Raw genomic sequence first — 20,669 nt, 5'->3', positions numbered from 1 at the left:
GCGGCTGGCAAGCGCAAGAAGGTCGCACTCGTGGCGTGCATGCGCAAGCTGCTGACAATGCTCAACGCTATCGCCAAGCACGGCTCGAGATGGGACCCGACGCTTCATAGCGCTTGACCGCCAAGACGGTTGCTCAGGCCGTTTCGATCTCGCTGCGCGCCTGCACGCAGTAGTCGAGCAGCGCGTCGATCTCGGTCGACTTGTCGAACACGGCATCGGCGCCGAGCTGGGCGCAGCGGCGCCGCATGTCGGAGGTGGCGTGGTTGCTCAGCACGATCACCTTCTGGCCCCGATGGCGCTCGCGCAAGGCCTCGACCACCCGCAAGCCGTTGCCCTGCCGCAGGAACAGGTCGATCACCGCGACGTCCCATTCGTCCGGGCGCTGGGCCAGCCATCGCTTGCCCTCGTTCTCGGTGTCGGCCAGGCCGACCGGGTGGACCTCGGCCAGTTCCTCCAGGGTCTCGACCAGGTTCTCCCGGATGGTAGGGCTGTCCTCGACGATATAGGCTCTCAAGGCCATGGGGCGATGCTCTCCGCGCCGTCCGCGCGGGCGGCTGCGCCAATTGACTTCGATCGTCCCCAATCTAGCCCGCCCCTGCTGCGGGCCTTGCAAGCACCCGGACCTATCGCCTGTAGGAATGGACGTTCAGCGCCTGTACAGGCCAGCGGGCGCGCGAGCCGGGGCCCGCGGCCAGATGGGCATGGGCAGCGCCGGCGCGGGCTGGCGCGGCGCCCGGCTCAGAGCGTGAGGATGGTGCAGCCCGTGGTCTTGCGGGCCTCCAGGTCGCGGTGCGCCTGCTGCACCTGCTCCAGCGGGTAGCGCTGGTCGATGCGGATCTTCACCTGGCCGCCCGCGACGACCGCGAACAGCTCGTCCGCCATGGACTGGGTGGCCTCGCGGCTGGACATGTGGGTGAACAGGGTCTGGCGGGTCACGTAGAGCGAGCCCTTGGCGCCCAGCACGCCCGGTGCGAACGGCGGGACGGTGCCCGAGGAGTTTCCGAAGGTGGCCATCAGCCCGAACGGCGCCAGGCAGTCGAGCGACTTGTCCCAGGTGTCCTTGCCCACCGAGTCATAGACCACCTTGACGCCGCGGCCGCCGGTGAGTTCCTTCACGCGTTCGCGGAAGTCTTCCTTGTTGTAGTTGATGACGTGCGCCGCGCCGTGCGCCTTGGCCAGCGCGCATTTCTCGTCCGTGCCCGCGGTGCCGATCAGTTGCAGGCCCAGCGCCTTGGCCCACTGGCAGGCGATCAGGCCGACGCCGCCGGCCGCCGCGTGGAACAGCACCATGTCGCCGGCCTGCAGCCCGCCCTGCGGCAGGGTGCGCTTGAGCAGGTACTGGGCGGTCAGGCCCTTGAGCATCATCGCGGCGCCGGTGTCGAAGTCGATCGCGTCGGGCAGCTTGCAGACGTTCTGGGCCGGCATCACGCGCAGCTCGCAGTAGCTGCCGGGCGGGTGGCTGGCGTAGGCCGCGCGGTCGCCCGGCTTCAGGTGCGTGACGCCCTCGCCCACCGCCTCGACCACGCCCGAGGCCTCCATGCCGATCTGCAGCGGCAGGGGCATGGGGTACACGCCGCTGCGGTGGTAGACGTCGATGAAGTTCAGGCCCACCGCCTTGTGCCGGATGCGGATCTGCCCGGGCCCCGGGTCGCCGACTTCCACGTCGACGATCTTCAACTGCTCGGGACCCCCGGTCTGGTCGATGCGGACGGCACGGCTCATGGCTTGTTCTCCTCGTTCGGTTGTGCGATGGCGCGACATGCTGCCATGGTTCGCGGCCGTGTGCCGGGCGAGGGATCCATGCCCCGTCTACAGTGCAGCCCATGCAAAAAGGACTGACCCCCGCCACCGCCGGCCTGCTGCTGCTTCCGCCGATGCTGTGGGCGGGCAATGCCGTCGTCGGCCGGATGATGGTGGGCCTGGTGCCGCCCATGACGCTGAACCTGCTGCGCTGGGTGCTGGCCTTCCTGCTGCTGCTGCCGCTGGCCGGTTCGCTGCTGCGGCGCGAGGGGCCGCTGTGGCCCCATTGGCGCCGCTTCGCGGTGCTGGGATTGCTGGGCGTGGGCTGCTACAACGCGCTGCAGTACCTGGCGCTCAAGACCTCCACCCCGCTGAACGTCACGCTGGTGGCCTCCAGCACGCCGGTGTTCATGCTGGGCATCGGCGCGATCTGGTTCGGCCAGCGCGTGTCGCGCACCCAGGTGCTGGGCGCGACGATGTCGGTCGTCGGCGTGCTGGTGGTGCTCAGCCGGGGCGACTGGGACCTGCTGATGCGGGTGCGGCTGGTGCCCGGCGACATCTTCATCCTCATCGCCACCGCAGCCTGGGCGGTCTACAGCTGGCTGCTGCTGCGGCCGGGCGACCCGCCGGAGATCCGCTCCGACTGGGCGGCCTTCCTGATGGCGCAGATCGTGTTCGGGCTGGGCTGGTCGGGCCTGTTCGCCGCGGGCGAGTGGGCGTCCGCCCCGCAGCACGTCGCCTGGGGCTGGCCGGTGATCGCCGCGCTGGCCTACGTGGCCATAGGCCCGGCCGTGGTCGCGTACCGCAGCTGGGGCCTGGGCGTGCAGCGCGTGGGGCCGAACACGGCCGGCTTCTTCTACAACCTCACGCCCCTGTTCGCGGCCCTGCTGTCGGCCGCCCTGCTGGGCGAGATGCCCCACCTGTACCACGCGGCCGCCTTCGTGCTGATCGTCGGCGGCATCCTGGTGTCGTCGCGGCGCTGAGCGCTTGCGGCTGGGAAAAGTTTTTCGAGGAGTGCCGCAGCGCGGCCCTCCGGGCCGGATCGTGCGGAATAACATGCAGCACGATCCATTCTGTGAGAAGGAACCGGCTTTGCCGGGCCTTCTCACACATGCCAGACCACGGATGAAAGTCGCGCAGCGACTTTCATCCGTGAAGGGTCAATGGGTGCCCGGGTAGGCGCCGCCGTCGATCAGCACGTTCTGGCCCGTGATGTAGCTCGCGTGCCGGCTGCACAGGAAGGCGCAGGTGGCGCCGAATTCCTCGGGCGTGCCGAAGCGGTTGGCCGGGATGGTGTTCATCCGGGCGGCCGCCACCGCATCCATGGTCTGGCCGGTCTTCTTCACGGCACCGGCCATGGTGGCGCGCAGGCGGTCGGTGTCGAACGCGCCGGGCAGCAGGTTGTTGATGGTGACGTTGGCCGCAGCCAGCTTGCGCGTGCGCGCCACGCCCGCGACGAAGCCGGTCAGGCCGCTGCGCGCGCCGTTGGACAGGCCCAGGATGTCGATCGGCGCCTTCACCGCCATCGAGGTGATGTTGACGATGCGGCCGAAGCCGCGCGCCGCCATGCCGTCCACCGTGGCCTTGATCAGCTCGATGGGCGTGAGCATGTTGGCGTCCACCGCCTTGATCCAGTCCTCGCGCTCCCAGTCGCGGAAATCGCCCGGCGGCGGCCCGCCGGCGTTGGTCACCACGATGTCGTAGTCGGCGCGCAGCGCGAACACCGCCGCGCGGCCCTCGGGCGTGGTGATGTCGGCCGCGACCTGCAGCACCTGCGCGGCGGCCGGCCGCGCGGGATCGGCCTGCAGCCGCTCCACCGCCTCCTGCAACGCCGGGGCGCCGCGCGCCACCAGCACCACGTTCACGCCTTCGCGGCTGAGCGCCTGCGCGCAGCCGAAGCCCAGCCCCTTGCTGGCGCCGCACACCAGCGCCCACTTGCCTGCAATGCCGAGATCCATGTCAGTTCGTTCGAATGATTCCAATCCGTCCGATGATAAGGAGCCGCCCGCGCCTCAGCGCTTGCCGCGCGTGAACACCCAGATGCCGGCGATCACCAGCGCGGTGCCGGCCACGATCCAGCCTGTGAACGGCTCGTCCAGGATCAGCGCGCCCATGGCGATGGTGGACAGCGGCCCCACCATGCCGGTCTGGGCCGCCAGCGCCGGGCCGATGCGCTCGATCGCCATCATCACCAGCAGCACCGGCACCGCCGTGCACAGCGTCGCATTCAGCACCGACAGCCAGATCACCTCCGGCGCCACCGCCAGGGCCACCCCGACCGGCCGCAGCAGCAGGAACTGAACGATGCAGCACACGCAGGCGACCGAGGTCGCCAGCCCCACCAGCCGCAGCGAGCCGAGCCGCTGCACCAGCTGGCCGCTGTAGACCAGGTAGATCGCATAGGTCATCGTGCTGATGAAGATCAGCGTGGCCCCCCAGGCCGCGTGCGGGCCGACCGCGCCCATTTCCTGGCCGAACACCAGCAGCACGCCGGCGTAGCTGATCGCCATGCCCACCAGCTGCGCGCGCGAGGCCGGCTTGCGGTACAGCACCCATCCGAGCAGCAGCACCATGGTCGGATTCAGGTACAGGATCAGCCGCTCCAGCGAGGCGGTGACGTACTGCAGGCCGGCGAAGTCGAGGAAGCTGGAGAGGTAGTAGCCGGTGAAACCCAGGGCGGCCACGCCCACCCAGTCGCGCCGCTGCAGCCGCGGCTTGCCCCGGCTGGCCCACCACGCCATGCCGGCGAACAGCGGAAGGGCGAACAGCATGCGCAGCATGATCAGCGTGACCGCGTCGACGTCGTAGCGGTAGGCCAGCTTGACGATGATGGCCTTGCCGCTGAAGGCGATCGCCCCGGCCGTGGCCAGCGCCAGGCCGGGCAGCAGCCGGTTCGGCGCGGCGCCGGCGCCGGAGGCGGCGGGAGGTGCGGAACTCATGGGTTGCCGATCGTAGCGGCGCAAGCGAAACGGCGCCCGAAGGCGCCGCTCGGGGAAGGCATGGGCAAGGGCCTCAGTCCTCTTCGTGGAACACGTCCTCGCGCTTGCTCTTGACCGCGGGCAGCAGCACGATGGTCAGCAGCAGCAGCGCCGCCAGCAGCAGGCCCAGCGAGATCGGCCGGGTGACCAGCACCGACCAGTCGCCGCGCGACAGCAGCAGCGCGCGGCGCAGGTGCTCCTCCATCATCGGGCCCAGGATCAGGCCCAGCAGCAGAGGCGCCGGCTCGGCGCCGAGCTTGAGGAAGAAGTAGCCGATGATGCCGAAGACCGCCACCACCCACACGTCCCAGGTGTTGTTGTTGGTCGAGTACACGCCGATGGCGCAGAACAGCACGATGGCGGGGAACAGCCAGCGGTAGGGCACCGTCAGCAGCCGGATCCAGATGCCGATCAGCGGCAGGTTCAGGATCACCAGCATGGCGTTGCCGATCCACATCGACGCGATCAGGCCCCAGAACAGCTCGGGGTTGCTGCTCATCACCTGGGGCCCGGGCTGGATGTTGTGGATGGTCATGGCGCCGACCATCAGCGCCATGACGGCGTTGGGCGGGATGCCCAGCGTCAGCAGCGGGATGAAGGAGGTCTGCGAGCCGGCGTTGTTGGCCGACTCCGGCGCCGCGACGCCGCGGATGTTGCCCTTGCCGAACGGCACCTCCCCCGGCTTGAGCCTGGTCTTCTTCTCGATGGTGTAGGCCGCGAACGCCGACAGCAGCGCGCCGCCGCCCGGCAGGATGCCCAGCGCGGAGCCCAGCGCCGTGCCGCGCACCACCGCCGGGAACATGTTCTTGAAGTCCTCCTTGGTCGGCATCAGCCCCTTGACCTCGGCCGCGAACACCTCGCGCTCGTCGGCATGCTTGGACAGGTTCATGATGATCTCGCCGTAGCCGAAGATGCCCATGGCGATGGCGATGAAGCCGATGCCGTCGGTCAGTTCGGGAACGTCGAAGGAGTAGCGCGCCACGCCCGAGTTGACGTCGGTGCCCACCAGCCCGAGCAGCAGCCCCAGCAGGATCATGGCGACGGCCTTGATCAGCGAACCGGACGCCAGCACCACGGCGCCGATCAGGCCCAGCACCATCAGCGAGAAGTACTCGGCCGGGCCGAACTTGAAGGCCACTTCGGTCAGCGGCCCCGCGAAGCCGGCCAGGATCAGCGTGGCCACGCAACCGGCGAAGAAGGACCCCAGGCCGGCCGCCGCCAGTGCAGGCCCTGCACGGCCGCGCCGGGCCATCTGGTAGCCGTCGATCGTGGTCACCACCGACGACGCTTCGCCGGGCAGGTTGACCAGGATCGCGGTGGTCGAGCCGCCGTACTGGGAGCCGTAGTAGATGCCGGCCAGCATGATCAGCGCCGCCACCGGCGGCAGCGCGTAGGTCGCCGGCAGCAGCATGGCGATGGTGGCCGTCGGGCCCACGCCCGGCAGCACGCCGATCATGGTGCCCAGCAGGCAGCCGATGAAGGCATACATCAGGTTGGTCGCCGTGAAGGCGACGCCGAACCCGATCGAGAGATGGTTGATCAGTTCCATGGGGTGGGCCTTCAGCCGGTGATGAACGAAGGCCAGACCGGAAACTGCAGCGACAGCAGCTTGACGAAGGCCAGGTAGCTGAGGATGGCCAGGGCGGTAGCCAGGATGGCGACCTCCTTGAACCTGAACTCGTCGCCGGCGAGCGAGGCGACGAATGTCAGGCCGTAGATCGCGACGATCAGCCCGAATGCCGGGATGCCGAACTGCGGCAGGCCCGCCAGCAGGATGCCGAACAGCACGTTGGCGCCGATGATGAAGCCCATGGGCTTCCAGGCGATCTTGCCGATCTTGTCGCCATCCTCCGTTTCCACCACCAGTGCGCCGAAGGTGATGACCAGGCCCAGGATGGCCAGCAGGATCCCCAGCGCCAGCGGGAAGTAGCCGGGCCCCATGCGGGCGGCATCCCCGATGGTGTAGTTCGTGGCCCCCCAGGCGAACGCGATGCCGACGATGGTGAACATCAGGCCGGCCGCGAAATCCTTCTGGCTCTTGATTCTCAAAATGGGGTCTCCTTCGCAGGTAAGCCGGACATTCTTGCGGTTGGGCTGGGCAGCGCCGATGTGGATTTCCCGTACCCCCGGGGCTGACGCCCGGCTGACAGGCACGGTCAGGCCAGCGGCGGCGTGGCGGTGAGCACTTCCTCCACCGTGGTCAGGCCCTCGGCCACGCGCAGCGCGCCGGCCAGCCGCAGCGGCCGCATGCCGTCGGCGATGCCCTGGCGGCGCAGCGCCTCCATCGAGGGTTCGCGCGACACGCGTTCCTTGAAGGCCTCGGTGACGGTGAGCAGTTCGTACAGGCCCATCCGGCCCATGAACCCGGTCATGCGGCAATCCACGCAGCCGACCGGCCGGTAGGGACGCCAGCCGCCGGTGAGCTTCCAGGGCCGGACCACCTCCTCCAGCGCCTGGCGCGGCGTGGCCTCGTCGGGCTGGCGGCATTGCCGGCACAGGGTACGCACCAGGCGCTGCGCCAGCACGCCCAGCAGCGTGGCATTGATCAGGTAGGCCGGCACGCCGAGCTCCAGCAGGCGGGTGACGGCCGAGGGCGCGTCGTTGGTGTGCAGGGTCGAGAACACCAGGTGGCCGGTGAGCGCCGCCTGCACCGCCATCTCGGCCGTCTCCAGGTCGCGGATCTCGCCGACCATGATGATGTCCGGGTCCTGCCGCATCAGCGCGCGCAGGCCCTCGGCGAAGCCGAAGTCGATCTGCGGCTGCACCTGCGCCTGGTTGAAGGCCGGCTCGATCATCTCGATCGGGTCCTCCACCGTGCTCACGTTGACCTCTTCGGTGGCCAGCCGCTTGAGCGTGGAGTACAGCGTGGTGGTCTTGCCCGAGCCGGTCGGGCCGGTGACCAGCACGATGCCGTGCGGACGCTGGGTCAGCGCCTCCCAGCGCTGCGCGTCGTGCGGCGAGAAGCCCAGCGCATCCAGGTCCTTGACGGCGGTGTCGGGATCGAAGATCCGCATCACCATCTTCTCGCCGAACGCGGTGGGCAGCGTGGACAGGCGCATCTCCACCTCGTCGCCGCGCGTGTTTCGGGTCTTGATGCGGCCGTCCTGCGGCCGCCGCTTCTCGACCACGTCCATGCGCCCGAGCAGCTTGATGCGCGCCATCATGGCGTTGAGCACGCCCATGGGCATCTGGTAGACCGGGTGCAGCACGCCGTCGATGCGGAAGCGGATCACGCCCTGCTCGCGGCGCGGCTCCAGGTGGATGTCGCTGGCCCGCTGGTCGAAGGCGTAGGTCCACAGCCAGTCGACCACCTGCACCACGCCCTGGTCGTTGGCATCGAGCTGCTTGTTGCTCCGCCCCAGCTCCACCAGCTGCTCGAAGCTGGCGCCGCCGGCGCTGCCGCCCGAGCGCTGCGCCGCCCGCACCGACTTGGCCAGCGCGAAGAACTCCGCCGTGTAGCGCTGGATGTCCTTGGGATTGGCCACCACCCGGCGCACCGGCCGGCGGGACTGGCGCTCCACCTCGGCCACCCAGTCGGTGATGAAGGGCTCGGCGGTGGCGATCACGACCTCGTTGGGAGTCACCTGCACCGGCAGCACCCGGTGGCGCTCGGCGTAGGCCGCACTCATGGCCTCGGCCACCCGGCCCACGTCCACCTTCAGCGGGTCGATGCGCAGGTACTCCATGCCGGCGCGGCCCGCCAGGTACTGGGTGAGGAATTCGATGTCCAGCGGCTTGCCGTCCTCGGCCCGGGTCATCGCCACGGCCGCCAGCCGCACCAGCGGGTGCTGCGCGCTTTCCGCCTGGGCGCAGCGGGCGATGGTGCGACGCGCCTCCTCGGCGCTGATCACCCCGTCCTCGCTCAGCCAGTCGACCAGCCGCCGCCAGTCCAGCGGCCCCTGGTGCAGGCCGGGCGCGGCCGGGCGGGGTCGGGCGGATGGGCTCATGGGCGCATCATTCCACAGCCTTGAACACCCGCAGCCACTTGCCGGCGGGCAGGCCCCAGCGGGCCTGGATGGCGTCGGCGCGGCGCACCAGCTCGGCCCTTGACGGATGCTGCGGGGTGCGCAGGGCCAGCACCACGGTGTTGCCTTCGCGGGTGGGCCGGAACGCCCAGACCGCGCCGGCCCCGAAGGCGGCGGCGATGCGGTCCAGGCTGCGCGCGAAGCTGGAGGAGCGGCCGAACAGGTTGACCGTCATGCAGCCGTCCTCGGTCAGCAGGCGCCGACAGTCCGAATAGAAGGACTGGCTGTCGAGGACCGGCGCCGCCGCCTCCTGGTCGTACAGGTCCACCTGCAGGGCATCGACCTGCCCGCGCCAGTGCTCGTGCGCGGCGACCTCGGCCGCGTCGCCCAGGACCACCGACAGGCGCGCGTCGTCGCGGGGCAGCTTGAACCAGAGCCGGCAGGCGGCGATCACCTGGGGATTGAGCTCGATGGCCGTGGTGCGCATGCGCAGCCGCTTGTGGCAGAACTTGGTCAGCGCGGCCGCGCCCAGGCCGAACTGCATGGCATGGCGCCGCGCCACCGTGTCCGGGTCGACGAACAGCAGCCAGGCCATCATGCGCTGCACGTACTCGAGGTGGATGCCGAAGGGCTCGTCCATCCGCATCGATCCCTGCACCCACTCGGTGCCCAGGTGCAGGTAGCGGATGTCGCCGTGGTCGGAGAAGTTGACCTCGGGCAGCGGGGCGGTGCGGGCGCTCACGGGCAGGGATTATCGGCGGCCCAGCAGTGGGGCCAGCCGCGGCAGCGCGTCGCAGGCATTGCGGGTGGTCGCCTCGGCCAGTTCCGCGGCTTCGATCCCGCGCAGCCGGGCCACGACCTCGGCGATGCGCGGCAGCTCGGCCGGCTCGTTGGGCGGCTGCGCCTGCCCGGCGGCACGCTCGGCCGCCGTGCGGTAGAGCCAGTGCGGCGGGATGTCGGGCGCATCGGTCTCCAGCACCAGCGCGGACAGGGGCAGGCCGGTGGCCAGCCGGCGCAGTTGCAGCGCCCGCTCGTGGGTCACGGCGCCGCCGAAGCCCAGCTTGAAGCCGAGGTCGAGGAAGGCGTGCGCCTGCTGCTGGCTGCCGTTGAAGGCATGGGCAATGCCGGCCACCGGCACCTCGCGCAAGTGCTTGAGCAGGCGATCGGCCGAGCGCCGCACGTGCAGGATCACCGGCAGGCCATGGCGTTGGGCGAGCAGCAGCTGCTCGCGATAGAAGAGCTCCTGCCGATCCCGGTCCAGCCCGGGGACGAAATGGTCGAGCCCGATCTCGCCCACCGCCACCAGGCGCGGATCGCCATGCAGGGCCGCGAGCCGGCGGTCGAGCTCGGCCAGGTCCTGCTCGCGCGCCTGCGGCGTGAACAGCGGATGGATGCCCAGTGCGTAGCTGTCGCCGCCCTGGTGCGCCAGCGCCCGCACGGCCTCGAAGGCGTCGACCTGCACCGCCGGAATGACGCAGTGCGCCACGCCGGCCTGCGCCGCGCGCCGCCGGACGGCCGCGGCCTGCGCCCCGAATTCGGGCGCGTCCAGGTGGCAGTGCGTATCGACGTAGGCGGGCATCGGCGGATGATGCCGGATAAGCCTGCATGCACCGCGTCGACTGTGCGCCCGGCGGCAAACCGTGCTACCGTGTCCCCTCGCTTTTTGGGTTCGGCAAGGACCCGCAGTCCGAGAAGGTGATCCGATGCGCAGGCCAGCTATGTACAGCGCCAGCCGCCCGGCTCCTGCGCAGCAGGCACCCGCCGCCGCGCAGCCCGCGCCCGAAGCGGCGCAACCCTCCTCCCGCCGCCATCGCCTGCGGCTCGCCGCCGCCAGCCCGGCCGTGATGTGGTCGGCCATCGTCCTGCTGGCGGCGCTGCTGGCGATGAGCCTGGCGATGAACATGGGCCCGGCGCCGCGCAAGATCACGCAGGCCGACATCAACGCCGCGGTGCTCAAGACGCTGGAGACGCAGCCCCTGCCCTCCGAATACGCCAAGGCCTACGAGGTCATCCGGCCGTCGGTGGTGCGCGTGGTCAGCTACGTCAAGAAGAGCCGGCTCAAGGACGAGAAGGCCGCCCGGCTGCATGCGACCCGGCCGAAGATGCTGGATCCGGCCCAGGGCGGCGAGAAGGACGATGACGAGATCGAAGCCGGCGTGGGCACCGGGGTGGTGATCGTCGACAAGGGCATCATCCTGACCAACCTGCACGTGGTGTCCGGCGCCGACAGCGTCAAGGTCACCTTCTCCGACGGGCTGGAGGCCACGGCCACCATCACCGGCGCCCAGCCCGAGAACGACCTGGCGGTGCTGCAGGCCCACAAGATCCCCGACGACATGATCGCCGCGACCATGCGGTCCACCGGCGACCTGGCGCCCGGCCACAAGGCGCTGGTGGTCGGCTTCCCCTTCGGCATCGGGCCGTCCGCCTCGGGCGGCGTGATCTCGGGGCTCAACCGTTCGTTCCGCTCGCCCGAGGGCAAGCAGGAGATGACCAACCTGATCCAGTTCGACGCGGCGGCCAACCCCGGCAATTCCGGCGGCCCGCTGGTCACCATGGACGGCGAGGTGGTGGGCATAGTCACCGCCATCCTCAACCCCACGCCGGCGCGCACCTTCCTGGGCATCGGCTTCGCGGTCCCGATCGAGAACGCGGCGCAGGCCGCGGGGCTGCCGCCCTTCTGAACGCATGGCGGACGATCTCGCTGCGCCCGGATGACCCCTGACCGCGGCCGCCGTTCCCGTTCGCCATCCGCCCTTTCCCTTCCGCACCACGCGAGGAACCATGGAACCCAAGGACACCCGCCAGGACAGCGCCACCGCCAAGTTGATGGAACAGATCCTCTACGAGGTCAAGCGGGTGGTCGTGGGCCAGGACCGCTTCCTCGAGCGCGTCATGGTCGCCATGCTGGCGCAGGGGCACCTGCTCGTTGAAGGCGTCCCCGGCCTTGCCAAGACGCTCACTGTCAAGACGCTCGCCAGCACCGTGCGCGGCCAGTTCAAGCGCATCCAGTTCACGCCCGACCTGGTGCCGGCCGACCTGGTGGGCACCCGCATCTACAACCAGAAGAGCGGCGAGTTCAGCACCTCGCTCGGCCCGGTGTTCACCAACCTGCTGCTGGCCGACGAGATCAACCGCGCGCCGGCCAAGGTCCAGAGCGCGCTGCTGGAAGTGATGCAGGAGCGCCAGGTCACCATCGCCGGCCAGACGCACCGGGTGCCGGACCCCTTCCTCGTGATGGCCACGCAGAACCCGATCGAGACCGAGGGCACCTATCCGCTGCCGGAGGCGCAGGTCGACCGCTTCATGATGAAGGTGCTGGTGGACTACCCGACCGACGAGGAGGAATACGTGATCGTGGAACGGGTCACCGGCCCGTCGGTCCAGGTCAGCCCGGTCGCCACCACCGAGCAGCTGGCCGGGCTGCAGCACGAATGCCGGCGCGTGTACGTCGACCCTTCGCTGGTGCAGTACGCCGTCAAGCTGGTGTCGGCCACCCGCAACCCCGAGCGCCACGGCCTGAAGGAGCTGCGGCGCTTCATCACCTTCGGGGCCAGCCCGCGAGGCACCATCAGCCTGACCGAGGGCGCCCGCGCGCTGGCCATGCTGCGCGGCCGCACCTACGCCCTGCCCGAGGACATGACCGACCTGATCGGCGACGTGCTGCGCCACCGGCTGGTGCTGTCCTACGAGGCGCTGTCCGAAGGCATGGACGCGGATGCCGTGATCGGGCAGATCATGGCCCGCATTCCGGCGCCCGCGCGCCCGCTGGAGCATGAAAAACTGGTGGCCTAGGAAGACGCCCGCCGGGGCGCCTCCGGCGCTTCCCCCCACGGGTGGGCGCCGCGAGCGGCCCGGCGAAGCCGGTTCGGCGGCGGCCCGGAAGGGAGCCTCGGCGGCAGGCGCGTCGGCGTCGGCAGGAACGCGGCACGGCGCCTCGGCCGATGCCGTGCTGCGCCGGCTGGAGTGGACCGTGGTCCGCCGGCTGGACGGCCTGCTGCAGGGCGACTACCGCACCCTGCTGCGCGGCGCCGGGCTCGACCTGGCCGACCTGCGCGAATACCAGCACCATGACGACGTGCGCCACATCGACTGGAACGTCACCGCGCGCACCGACACGCCGCACGTGCGCGTGTTCACCGAGGACCGCGAGATGGCCGCCTGGTTCCTGCTGGACCTCAGCCCCTCGGTGGACTTCGGCTCGGGCGAGCAGCGCAAGCGCAACGTGTCGGCGGAGTTCGTGGCCGTGCTGGCGCGGCTGCTCACCCGCCACGGCAACCGGATCGGTGCCCTGCTGTACGGCTCGGGCGTGGACACCGTCATCCCCACCCGCGGCGGCCGCCAGCACGTGCTGCACCTGCTGCACACGCTGCAGGCGCGGCCAACCGGCCGCGAAGCCGGGCCCACCCGCCTGCGCGACCTGCTGGACTCGGCGGCCAACCTGATCCGGCGGCGCTCGGCCGTGTTCGTGGTGTCGGACTTCATCAGCGAGCCCGGCTGGGAGCGCCCGCTGGGGCTGCTGGCGCAGCGTCACGAGGTGGTCGCGGTCCGGGTGCTGGATCCGCTCGAGCTGCAGCTGCCCGACCTCGGCCTGCTGACGCTGCGCGATGCCGAGACCGGCGAACAGCTGCTGGTGGATACCCATGACGCCGGCTTCCGCAAGCGCTTCGCGCGCGTCGCCGCCCAGCGCGAGTCCGAGCTGCGCGAGTCGCTGGCGCGGGCGGGCGTCGATGCGCTGGAGCTGTCCACCGACGCCGACCTGGTGGATGCCGTGATCCGTTTCACCGAGATGCGCAAGCGCCGCATCCGGCTGGCCGCCGGCGGCGGCATGCCTGCGCACCTGCAACCGGCCGCCGCCTGAACGGGAGGACCCATGCAATTCCTCTGGCCCGAGTTCCTTTGGCTGCTGCTCGCGGTGCCCCTGCTGGTGCTGCTGTACGTCTGGCTGCTGCGCCGCAAACGCAAGATGGCGCTGCGCTACGCGTCGCTGTCCATCGTCAAGGAAGCGATGGGGCCGGGGCAGGCGATCCGCCGCCACATCCCGCCAGTGCTGTTCCTGCTGGCACTGCTCGCGATGCTGCTCGCGGCGGCCCGCCCGACGGCGGTGGTCACGCTGCCGTCCAACCAGCAGACCATCATCCTCGCCATGGACGTGTCGGGCAGCATGCGCGCGGCCGACGTCCAGCCCAACCGGCTGGTCGCCGCGCAGAACGCCGCCAAGGCCTTCATCGCCGAACTGCCGCGCAACGTGAAGGTGGGCATCGTCGCCTTCGCCGGCTCGGCCCAGGTGGCGCAGCTGCCCACCATCAACCGCGATGACCTGCTCACGGCGATCGACCGCTTCCAGCTGCAGCGCGCCACCGCCACCGGCAACGCCATCGTGATCTCGCTGGCGACGCTGTTCCCCGACCAGGACATCGAGCTGGCGGCCCTGCAGGGCGGGCGCGACCGCCAGCGCGGCTTCGCCATCGACGCCGAGCGCAAGGAGAAGAAGGAGTTCACCCCGGTGCCGCCGGGCTCGTACAGCTCGGCCGCCATCATCATGCTGACCGACGGCCAGCGCACCACCGGCGTCGACCCGCTGGAAGCGGCCAAGATGGCGGCCGACCGCGGCGTGCGCGTCTACACCGTGGGCATAGGCACCGTGGACGGCGAGACCATTGGCTTCGAGGGCTGGTCCATGCGCGTGCGGCTGGACGAGGAGACGCTCAAGGCGATCGCGCAGAAGACCGACGCCGACTACTTCTACGCCGGCACCGCGCAGGACCTGAAGAAGGTCTACGAGACGCTCAGCTCCAAGCTGACGGTGGAGAAGAAGGAGACCGAGATCTCCGCGCTGTTCGCGATGGCGGCCGCCGCCCTGTCGCTGCTGGCGGCGGGACTCTCGCTGCTCTGGTTCAACCGGATCCTTTGACGCTTCGCGTCAAGGGAAGGTTGCTGCGGCTCACGAGAGCCGCCCCGATTCCAGGCGCAATTGCCGGCCGCAGCGGGCGGCCAGCGCCTCGTCGTGGGTCACCAGCACGAAGGCGGTGCCGCGCTCGCGCGCCAGTTCCAGCATCAGGCCGAACACCGCATCGGCGGTGACGCGGTCGAGGTTGCCGGTGGGCTCGTCGGCCAGCACGCAGGCCGGGCGGGTGACCAGCGCCCGGGCCACGGCCACGCGCTGGCGTTCGCCGCCGGAAAGCTCCGCCGGCCGGTGCGCCAGCCGGTGGCCCAGGTCCACCGCTTCCAGCGCCTCGCGGGCGGCCCGGGCGCAGGCCTCGGGCGGCTCGCGCCGGATGCGCAGCGGCATGCCGACGTTGTCCTGGGCGCTGAATTCCGGCAGCAGGTGGTGGAACTGGTAGACGAAGCCGAGATGGCGATTGCGCAGCTCGCCCTGCTGCTTCGGGCTGAGCGAGGCGAGCGCCTGCCCGGCCAGGTGCACGCTGCCGGCCGTGGGCGCATCCAGGCCACCCAGCAGGTGCAGCAGCGTGCTCTTGCCCGAGCCCGACGCGCCCACGATGGCGATCGTCTCCCCCGGATGCACGTCCAGGTCGATCCCGCGCAGCACGTCCACGGCCAGGCCGCCCTCGGCAAAGCGCTTGGCCAGGCCGCGCGCCTGCAGCACCGGCTCACTCATAGCGCAGCGCCTCCGCCGGGTTGACGCGGCTGGCGCGCCAGCTCGGGTACAGCGTGGCCAGCAGGGCCAGCACCAGCGAGATCAACGCGATCGGCACGATGTCGCCGGACTGCGGATCGCTGGGCATGCGGTTGATCAGGTAGATGTCGCGCGGCAGGAAGCTGGCGTTCAGCGCCTTCTCCAGCGCCGGCACGATGACATCGATGTTCAGCGCGATGCCCAACCCGAGCAGCAGGCCGGCCAGCGTGCCGACCACGCCGACGGTGGCGCCCTGCACCACGAAGATGCCCATGATGCTGCGCGGGCTGGCCCCCAGCGTGCGCAGGATGGCGATGTCGGCGCGCTTGTCGGTGACCGTCATCACCAGCGTGCTCACCAGGTTGAAGGCGGCCACCGCGACGATCAGCGTGAGGATGATGAACATCATCCGCTTCTCCAGTTGCACCGCGGCGAACCAGGTGCGGTTCTGGCGCGTCCAGTCGCGCACCACGACCGGCCCCGTCAGCGTGTGCGCCAGTTCGGCGGCCACCTCGCGCGCCTGGTGCAGGTCCTCCAGCCGGAGCCGCACGCCGGTGGGTCCTTCCAGCCGGAAGATGCGCGCGGCATCCTCCTCGTGCAGCAGCACCAGCCCGCTGTCGTACTCGTAGTGGCCGGAGTCGAAGGTGCCCACCACGGTCATCTGCTTCAGGCGCGGCACGATGCCCGCCGGCGTGACCTGGCCGCTTGGTGCGATCAGCGTGACCGGGTCGCCTTCGCGCACGCCCAGCGCATGCGCCAGCTCGATGCCCAGCACCACGCCGAATTCGCCGGGCACCAGCCGCGCCAGTGCCCGCGGGGTGACGGCGCGGCCCAGGTCCGTGACTTCGGGCTCCAGCGTCGGGTCGATGCCGCGCACGATGGCGCCGCGCATGTCCTCGCCGCGCGCGATCAGCGCCTGGGCCGAGATGAAGGGTGCGGCGCCCACCACCTCCGGGTGCTTGCGCGCCTCCCGCAGGGTGCGCGCCACGTCCGGCAGCACGCCGCCGCCCGGGCCATGGATCTCGATGTGCGACACCACGCCCAGCATGCGGTCGCGCACCTCCTTCTGGAAGCCGTTCATCACCGACAGCACGATGATCAACGCGGCCACGCCCAGCGCGATGCCCAGCATGGACACGCCGGAGATGAAGGAGATGAAGCCGTTGCGGCGGGCGGCCCGGCCGGCCCGGGTGTAGCGCCAACCCAGCACCAGCTCGTAGGGGATACGCATGCGGGGATCCGGTTGTGGGCGCGATTGTGGCATCCACGACAATCGAGGCCATGTCGGACGCTGCCCACTTGTTGATCCCCCATGCCGCGTGCAGCGCCGACGGCTGCCGCGAGCGCCTGGCCGCGCTGCGGCTGCCGCACCTGGAGCGGCTGCTCGCCGCCATGGAGCCGGCGCAATTCGAAGCCGGCGACGAGCGCACGCTGTCGATGCCGCACGAGCGCGTGCTGGCCCGCGAATGCGGCCTGCAGGCACCCGACGGCCTGCTGCCCTTCGCCGCCTGGGAGGCGATGCAGGGCGGCACCGACACCGGCGGCCGGGCCTGGGCCTGGGTGACGCCCTGCCACTGGCAGGTGGGCGCCGACCACGTCTTCATGCACCACCCGCAGGAGCTGGACCTGGACGCGGCGGAATCGCAGGCGCTGCTGGCGGCGCTGCAGCCGTACTTCGAGCAGGACGGCCTGCAACTGGCCTACGAGGCGCCGACCCGCTGGCTCGCCAGCGGGCCGCTGTTCGGTCAGGTCCCCTGCGCCTCGCTGGACCGCGTGGTCGGGCGCGTGATCGACGACTGGATGCCGCGCGGCGATGCCGGCAAGCCGCTGCGCCGGCTGCAGCAGGAAATGCAGATGCTGCTGTACACGCACCCGGTCAACGAGGAACGCACCGCCGGTGGCCAGCTGCCGGTCAATTCCTTCTGGGTCAGTGGCAACGGCACGCTGCCGGCCGGCCATGCGATCGCGCCGCCGCCGGGCCTGCGGATCACGCACTACCTGCGCGACGCCGCGCTGCGGCAGGACTGGGCCGCCTGGGCGTCCGGCTGGCAGCAGATCGACGAGCAGGAATGCGCCCGGTTGCGGCAGGCCGCCGACGCGGGGCAGCCGGTCGCGATCAGCCTGTGCGGCGAGCGGCAGGCGCGCACCTGGCGCAGCACCGGCGGCGCCTGGCGTCGGCTGGCGGCCGCGTTCTCCCGCCGGCGTGCGGCTGACTGGCTGGGCGAGCTGTGAAGATCATTCCCCGCGACGTTCCCCCGCGCGCCGCCTGGGCACTGGAGCAGGCCGGCGTGCATCCGCTGCTGGCGCGCCTGTATGCGGCCCGCGGCATCCGCGCCCGCGAGGAGCTGGATGACGGCCTGGCGCACCTGCTGCCGCCGGCCGGGCTCAAGGGCATCGCCGAAGCCGCCACCCTGCTGGCCGACGCCATCGCGGCGCAGCGCCGGCTGTGCATCGTCGCCGACTACGACTGCGACGGCGCGACCGCCTGCGCGGTGGCGGTGCGCGGGCTGCGCATGCTCGGCGCCCGCCACGTCGACTACCTGGTGCCCGACCGGGTGGCCGACGGCTACGGGCTGACGCCGGCGATCGCGCGGCGGGTCAAGGACAGCGGCGCCGACGTCCTCATCACCGTGGACAACGGCATCGCCAGCGTCGAGGGCGTGGCCGCCGCGAACGCCCTCGGCCTGCAGGTGCTGGTGACCGACCACCACCTGCCGGGGCCCGAGTTGCCGGCCGCGGCCGCGATCGTCAATCCCAACCAGCCCGGCTGCGATTTCGAGAGCAAGTGCATCGCCGGCGTCGGCGTGATGTTCTACGTGCTGCTGGCGCTGCGCGCCGAGCTGCGCGCGCGCGGGGCGTTCGATGCGCGGCCCGCCGCCGGGCCGCCCCAAGGCGGGCCAGCCCCCTCGGGGGGCAGCGCATCCCGCGAAGCGGAAAGCGTGGGGGCTCCAGTTCGCCAGCCCAGGCTGGACGTGCTGCTGCCGCTGGTGGCGCTGGGCACCGTCGCCGACGTGGTCCGGCTGGACGCCAACAACCGCCGGCTGGTCGCGCAGGGCCTGCGCCGCATCCGCGCCGGCGCCCTGCCCTGCGGCCTGGCCAGCCTGTTCGCGGCCGCATCCCGCCGGCCGCAGGCGGCGACCAGCTTCGATTTCGGTTTCGCCCTCGGGCCGCGCATCAATGCGGCCGGCCGGCTCTCGGACATGCGGCTGGGCATCGAGTGCCTGCTGACCGACGACCCGGTGCGCGGCGCCGAACTGGCGCAGCGCCTGGACGCCATCAACCGCGAGCGCAAGGGCATCGAGGGCGAGATGCGCGAGCAGGCGCTGGAGCTGGCCGAGATGCTGTTCGAGCCGGGCCAGGAGCCGCCGCCCGCGCTGTGCGTGTTCGACCCGGATTTCCACGAGGGCGTGGTGGGCATCGTCGCCTCGCGCCTGAAGGAGCGCTTCCACCGCCCGACCTTCGTCTTCGCCGCCAGCCAGGCACCCGGCCGCGAGCACGAGCTCAAGGGCTCGGGCCGCTCCATCCCGGGCTTCCACCTGCGCGATGCGCTCGACCTGGTGGCCAAGCGGCACCCGGGCGTGCTGCTGCGATTCGGCGGGCACGCGATGGCCGCGGGCTGCACCGTGGCCGAAGAGCACCTCGACACTTTCGAGCAGGCACTGGCGCAGGTTGCGCAGGAGTGGCTGGACGCCGCCACGCTCACGCGGCAGCTGCACACCGATGGCCCGCTCGCGCCCGAGTACCGGCGCCCGGACGTGGTGGACACCCTGCACCAGCAGGTCTGGGGCCAGGGCTTCGCGCCGCCGGTGTTCAGCGAGGAGGTCGACGTGCTGTCGCAGCGCATCGTCGGCGAACGCCACCTGGCACTGCGCCTGCGCCACCAAGGCCAGCCGGTGGACGGCATCTGGTTCGGCCACACGGAGCCGCTGCCGGCCCGCGCGCGCATCGCCTACCGGCTGGAAGCGGAAGAGTTCCAGGGCGTGCGCCGCGTGCGCTTCCTGCTGGAAGGGCTAGAGACGGCGGGCTGAATCGGACAGCCGGGAGCCGGGTTCGTCCAGCCACGCGAACAGCCGCGCGGCGACCCGGGACAGTTCCGGGTCGGCCATGGCCTGGGCCCGGGCCAGTTGCCACAGCGCGTAGTCGCGGTCGCCCAGCATCATGGCCGTGCTGACGCAGCGGCCATGGCCCGCCATCAGCAGCGTGAAGCTCGCCAGCAGTTCGGTCGGGCAGTAGCGCGCCGGTGCCGCGTGCAGCTCGAAGTCGTCGGACGCCTCCAGCGAGGCCGGCGGCCGGTCGAGGTCGGCGAGGGCCTGGGCTTCGTCGGGTCGGGCGGCGGTCATGGCGGGCTCCAGAGGGTCTCTGGCGCAACGATAGGCAGCGTGGCCCGGCTGCGCCGTCGGCGGCTGTGCCTTGGGGCTGTCGGACTCAGGCTGAACGCGGATGGCGCCGACGGCGAACCGGGCGCAGGCCTAGGCCCATGGTCGATGCCGGCCGGCGCGCCTGCGCGGATCAGCGCACGGCGTACTGCGCCACCGCCGGCGCCGGGCCGTGGAACACGGCGCAGTCGGCGCTGGTGGGATCGTCGCAGCGGGCGGTGGTCGCCTGCCGGACCAGCACGACGAGGTCGCGGTGGGCCTCGGCGGTGCGGACCTGGCGGCTGCACAGCCCATAGAAGACCAGCAACTGCGCCGAGGCGATCGCCGCGGCCACGAGCCAGAACACCGGATGGCGCGGCCGTCCGTCGCGGGGATCGAGCAGCAGTCGGGTCAGCATGGAAAGGCGGGCCGTGGCCTGTGCGGACCATGCTAGGGGTGGCGTGGGCGCCACGGATGCCGCCGGCTGCGCAAGCGCCCGTAGGACAGGATCGCAGCGGAATGGCCACTTCGGGCCAGCCAGCCACGGCAGCGAGACCGCCAGCCGCGGCGGGTTCGGGTTGGATTCAGGCCTTGGGCAGGGTGACCCCGCGCTGGCCCTGGTACTTGCCACCGCGGTCGCGGTAGCTGGTTTCGCAGGTCTCGTCGCTCTCGAAGAACAGGACCTGGGCGCAGCCCTCGCCGGCATAGATCTTGGCCGGCAGCGGGGTGGTGTTGCTGAACTCGAGCGTCACGAAACCTTCCCACTCGGGCTCGAACGGGGTGACGTTGACGATGATCCCGCAGCGTGCGTACGTGCTCTTGCCGAGACAGATGGTGAGCACGTTCCTCGGGATACGGAAGTACTCCACCGTGCGCGCCAGCGCGAACGAATTCGGCGGGATGATGCAGACCTCCGCCTTCAGATCGACGAACGACCGCGCGTCGAAGCTCTTCGGATCGACGACGGTGCTGTTGATGTTGGTGAAGATCTTGA

Annotated in this window: 21 protein-coding genes and 1 pseudogene; 8 read left to right on the top strand and 14 right to left on the bottom strand. The window is 70.9% G+C overall.

Annotation, left to right across the window (positions count from 1 at the left end; genetic code table 11):
* Window positions 1–117, top strand: a pseudogene (locus VEC03_RS11920) (IS110 family transposase); the annotation flags it as partial.
* Between the two features lie 16 nt (window positions 118–133).
* Here VEC03_RS11920 and VEC03_RS11915 read toward each other — a convergent pair.
* The gene (locus tag VEC03_RS11915) at window positions 134–520 is read right to left on the bottom strand and encodes a response regulator (protein ID WP_324915448.1); all 387 of its coding nucleotides are present in this window, start codon (window positions 518–520) and stop codon (window positions 134–136) included.
* Between the two features lie 218 nt (window positions 521–738).
* On the bottom strand, window positions 739–1,722 hold the full coding sequence (locus tag VEC03_RS11910; RefSeq protein WP_324915446.1) for a quinone oxidoreductase: 984 nt from the start codon (window positions 1,720–1,722) through the stop codon (window positions 739–741).
* Between the two features lie 101 nt (window positions 1,723–1,823).
* Here VEC03_RS11910 and VEC03_RS11905 point away from each other — a divergent pair, with 101 nt between their 5' ends.
* On the top strand, window positions 1,824–2,723 hold the full coding sequence (locus VEC03_RS11905; RefSeq protein ID WP_324915444.1) for a DMT family transporter: 900 nt from the start codon (window positions 1,824–1,826) through the stop codon (window positions 2,721–2,723).
* Window positions 2,724–2,900: 177 nt separating this feature from the next.
* Here VEC03_RS11905 and VEC03_RS11900 read toward each other — a convergent pair whose 3' ends face one another.
* From VEC03_RS11900 to VEC03_RS11870, 7 genes are all read right to left on the bottom strand, one after another.
* Window positions 2,901–3,698: an SDR family oxidoreductase gene (locus VEC03_RS11900; protein ID WP_324915442.1), complete on the bottom strand. Its 798-nt coding sequence runs from the start codon at window positions 3,696–3,698 to the stop codon at window positions 2,901–2,903.
* Between the two features lie 54 nt (window positions 3,699–3,752).
* A complete protein-coding gene (locus VEC03_RS11895) occupies window positions 3,753–4,679 on the bottom strand; it encodes a DMT family transporter (RefSeq protein ID WP_324915441.1) in 927 nt (308 codons plus the stop codon).
* A gap of 73 nt (window positions 4,680–4,752) precedes the next feature.
* Window positions 4,753–6,267: a tripartite tricarboxylate transporter permease gene (locus VEC03_RS11890; protein WP_324915439.1), complete on the bottom strand. Its 1,515-nt coding sequence runs from the start codon at window positions 6,265–6,267 to the stop codon at window positions 4,753–4,755.
* Window positions 6,268–6,278: 11 nt separating this feature from the next.
* Window positions 6,279–6,767 carry a tripartite tricarboxylate transporter TctB family protein gene (locus tag VEC03_RS11885; protein WP_324915437.1) on the bottom strand — a complete coding sequence of 163 codons (489 nt, stop codon included), beginning with the start codon at window positions 6,765–6,767 and terminating at the stop codon, window positions 6,279–6,281.
* Between the two features lie 107 nt (window positions 6,768–6,874).
* On the bottom strand, window positions 6,875–8,665 hold the full coding sequence (locus VEC03_RS11880) for a GspE/PulE family protein (RefSeq protein WP_324915436.1): 1,791 nt from the start codon (window positions 8,663–8,665) through the stop codon (window positions 6,875–6,877).
* A 7-nt stretch (window positions 8,666–8,672) separates the two neighbouring features.
* On the bottom strand, window positions 8,673–9,425 hold the full coding sequence (locus tag VEC03_RS11875) for a spermidine synthase (protein ID WP_324915435.1): 753 nt from the start codon (window positions 9,423–9,425) through the stop codon (window positions 8,673–8,675).
* Between the two features lie 9 nt (window positions 9,426–9,434).
* Window positions 9,435–10,262: a TatD family hydrolase gene (locus VEC03_RS11870; protein ID WP_324915434.1), complete on the bottom strand. Its 828-nt coding sequence runs from the start codon at window positions 10,260–10,262 to the stop codon at window positions 9,435–9,437.
* A gap of 124 nt (window positions 10,263–10,386) precedes the next feature.
* Between VEC03_RS11870 and VEC03_RS11865 the strand changes: the two genes are divergently transcribed.
* The 4 genes from VEC03_RS11865 to VEC03_RS11850 all read left to right on the top strand — a co-directional run bounded on the left by VEC03_RS11865 (window position 10,387) and on the right by VEC03_RS11850 (window position 14,597).
* Entirely contained in the window at window positions 10,387–11,367 is a 981-nt protein-coding gene (locus tag VEC03_RS11865; protein WP_324915432.1) for a S1C family serine protease, read from the top strand.
* Between the two features lie 100 nt (window positions 11,368–11,467).
* A complete protein-coding gene (locus tag VEC03_RS11860) occupies window positions 11,468–12,478 on the top strand; it encodes an AAA family ATPase (protein ID WP_324915430.1) in 1,011 nt (336 codons plus the stop codon).
* A gap of 154 nt (window positions 12,479–12,632) precedes the next feature.
* Window positions 12,633–13,544 (top strand): DUF58 domain-containing protein, encoded by a 912-nt coding sequence (locus VEC03_RS11855; protein ID WP_324915429.1) that lies wholly within the window; start codon window positions 12,633–12,635, stop codon window positions 13,542–13,544.
* Window positions 13,545–13,556: 12 nt separating this feature from the next.
* Window positions 13,557–14,597, top strand: coding sequence for a VWA domain-containing protein (locus VEC03_RS11850; RefSeq protein WP_324915428.1), 1,041 nt, complete (start codon window positions 13,557–13,559; stop codon window positions 14,595–14,597).
* Window positions 14,598–14,627: 30 nt separating this feature from the next.
* Here the strand turns inward: VEC03_RS11850 and lolD are convergent, their stop codons facing one another.
* Complete coding sequence (gene lolD / locus VEC03_RS11845; protein WP_324915426.1) at window positions 14,628–15,302, bottom strand: lipoprotein-releasing ABC transporter ATP-binding protein LolD; 675 nt, start codon at window positions 15,300–15,302, stop codon at window positions 14,628–14,630.
* A complete protein-coding gene (locus tag VEC03_RS11840; protein ID WP_324915424.1) occupies window positions 15,295–16,551 on the bottom strand; it encodes a lipoprotein-releasing ABC transporter permease subunit in 1,257 nt (418 codons plus the stop codon). Before VEC03_RS11840 ends, lolD begins: the two co-directional genes overlap by 8 nt.
* Window positions 16,552–16,601: 50 nt before the next feature.
* On the opposite strand from VEC03_RS11840, the gene VEC03_RS11835 reads away from it, so the two are divergent.
* Together VEC03_RS11835 and recJ are read left to right on the top strand one after the other, a co-directional pair.
* Window positions 16,602–17,552 carry a phosphoglycerate mutase gene (locus tag VEC03_RS11835; protein WP_324915423.1) on the top strand — a complete coding sequence of 317 codons (951 nt, stop codon included), beginning with the start codon at window positions 16,602–16,604 and terminating at the stop codon, window positions 17,550–17,552.
* Entirely contained in the window at window positions 17,549–19,348 is a 1,800-nt protein-coding gene (gene recJ / locus VEC03_RS11830; RefSeq protein WP_324915421.1) for a single-stranded-DNA-specific exonuclease RecJ, read from the top strand. Before VEC03_RS11835 ends, recJ begins: the two co-directional genes overlap by 4 nt.
* Here the strand turns inward: recJ and VEC03_RS11825 are convergent.
* The 3 genes from VEC03_RS11825 to dcd all read right to left on the bottom strand — a co-directional run.
* Window positions 19,331–19,660 (bottom strand): hypothetical protein, encoded by a 330-nt coding sequence (locus tag VEC03_RS11825; protein ID WP_324915419.1) that lies wholly within the window; start codon window positions 19,658–19,660, stop codon window positions 19,331–19,333. The two genes, recJ and VEC03_RS11825, sit on opposite strands and share 18 nt — an antisense overlap.
* Before the next feature lie 169 nt (window positions 19,661–19,829).
* Entirely contained in the window at window positions 19,830–20,093 is a 264-nt protein-coding gene (locus tag VEC03_RS11820) for a hypothetical protein (protein ID WP_324915418.1), read from the bottom strand.
* A 166-nt stretch (window positions 20,094–20,259) separates the two neighbouring features.
* On the bottom strand, window positions 20,260–20,669 hold a 410-nt coding region (gene dcd / locus VEC03_RS11815; protein WP_324915416.1), incomplete at its 5' end, for a dCTP deaminase.

Source organism: Ramlibacter sp., from assembly GCF_035627355.1.
In the GTDB taxonomy this organism is placed as follows: Bacteria; Pseudomonadota; Gammaproteobacteria; order Burkholderiales; family Burkholderiaceae_C; genus Ramlibacter.
The sequence above is the reverse complement of the archived record's forward strand: the minus strand, read 5'-3'. Positions and strand labels throughout refer to the sequence as shown.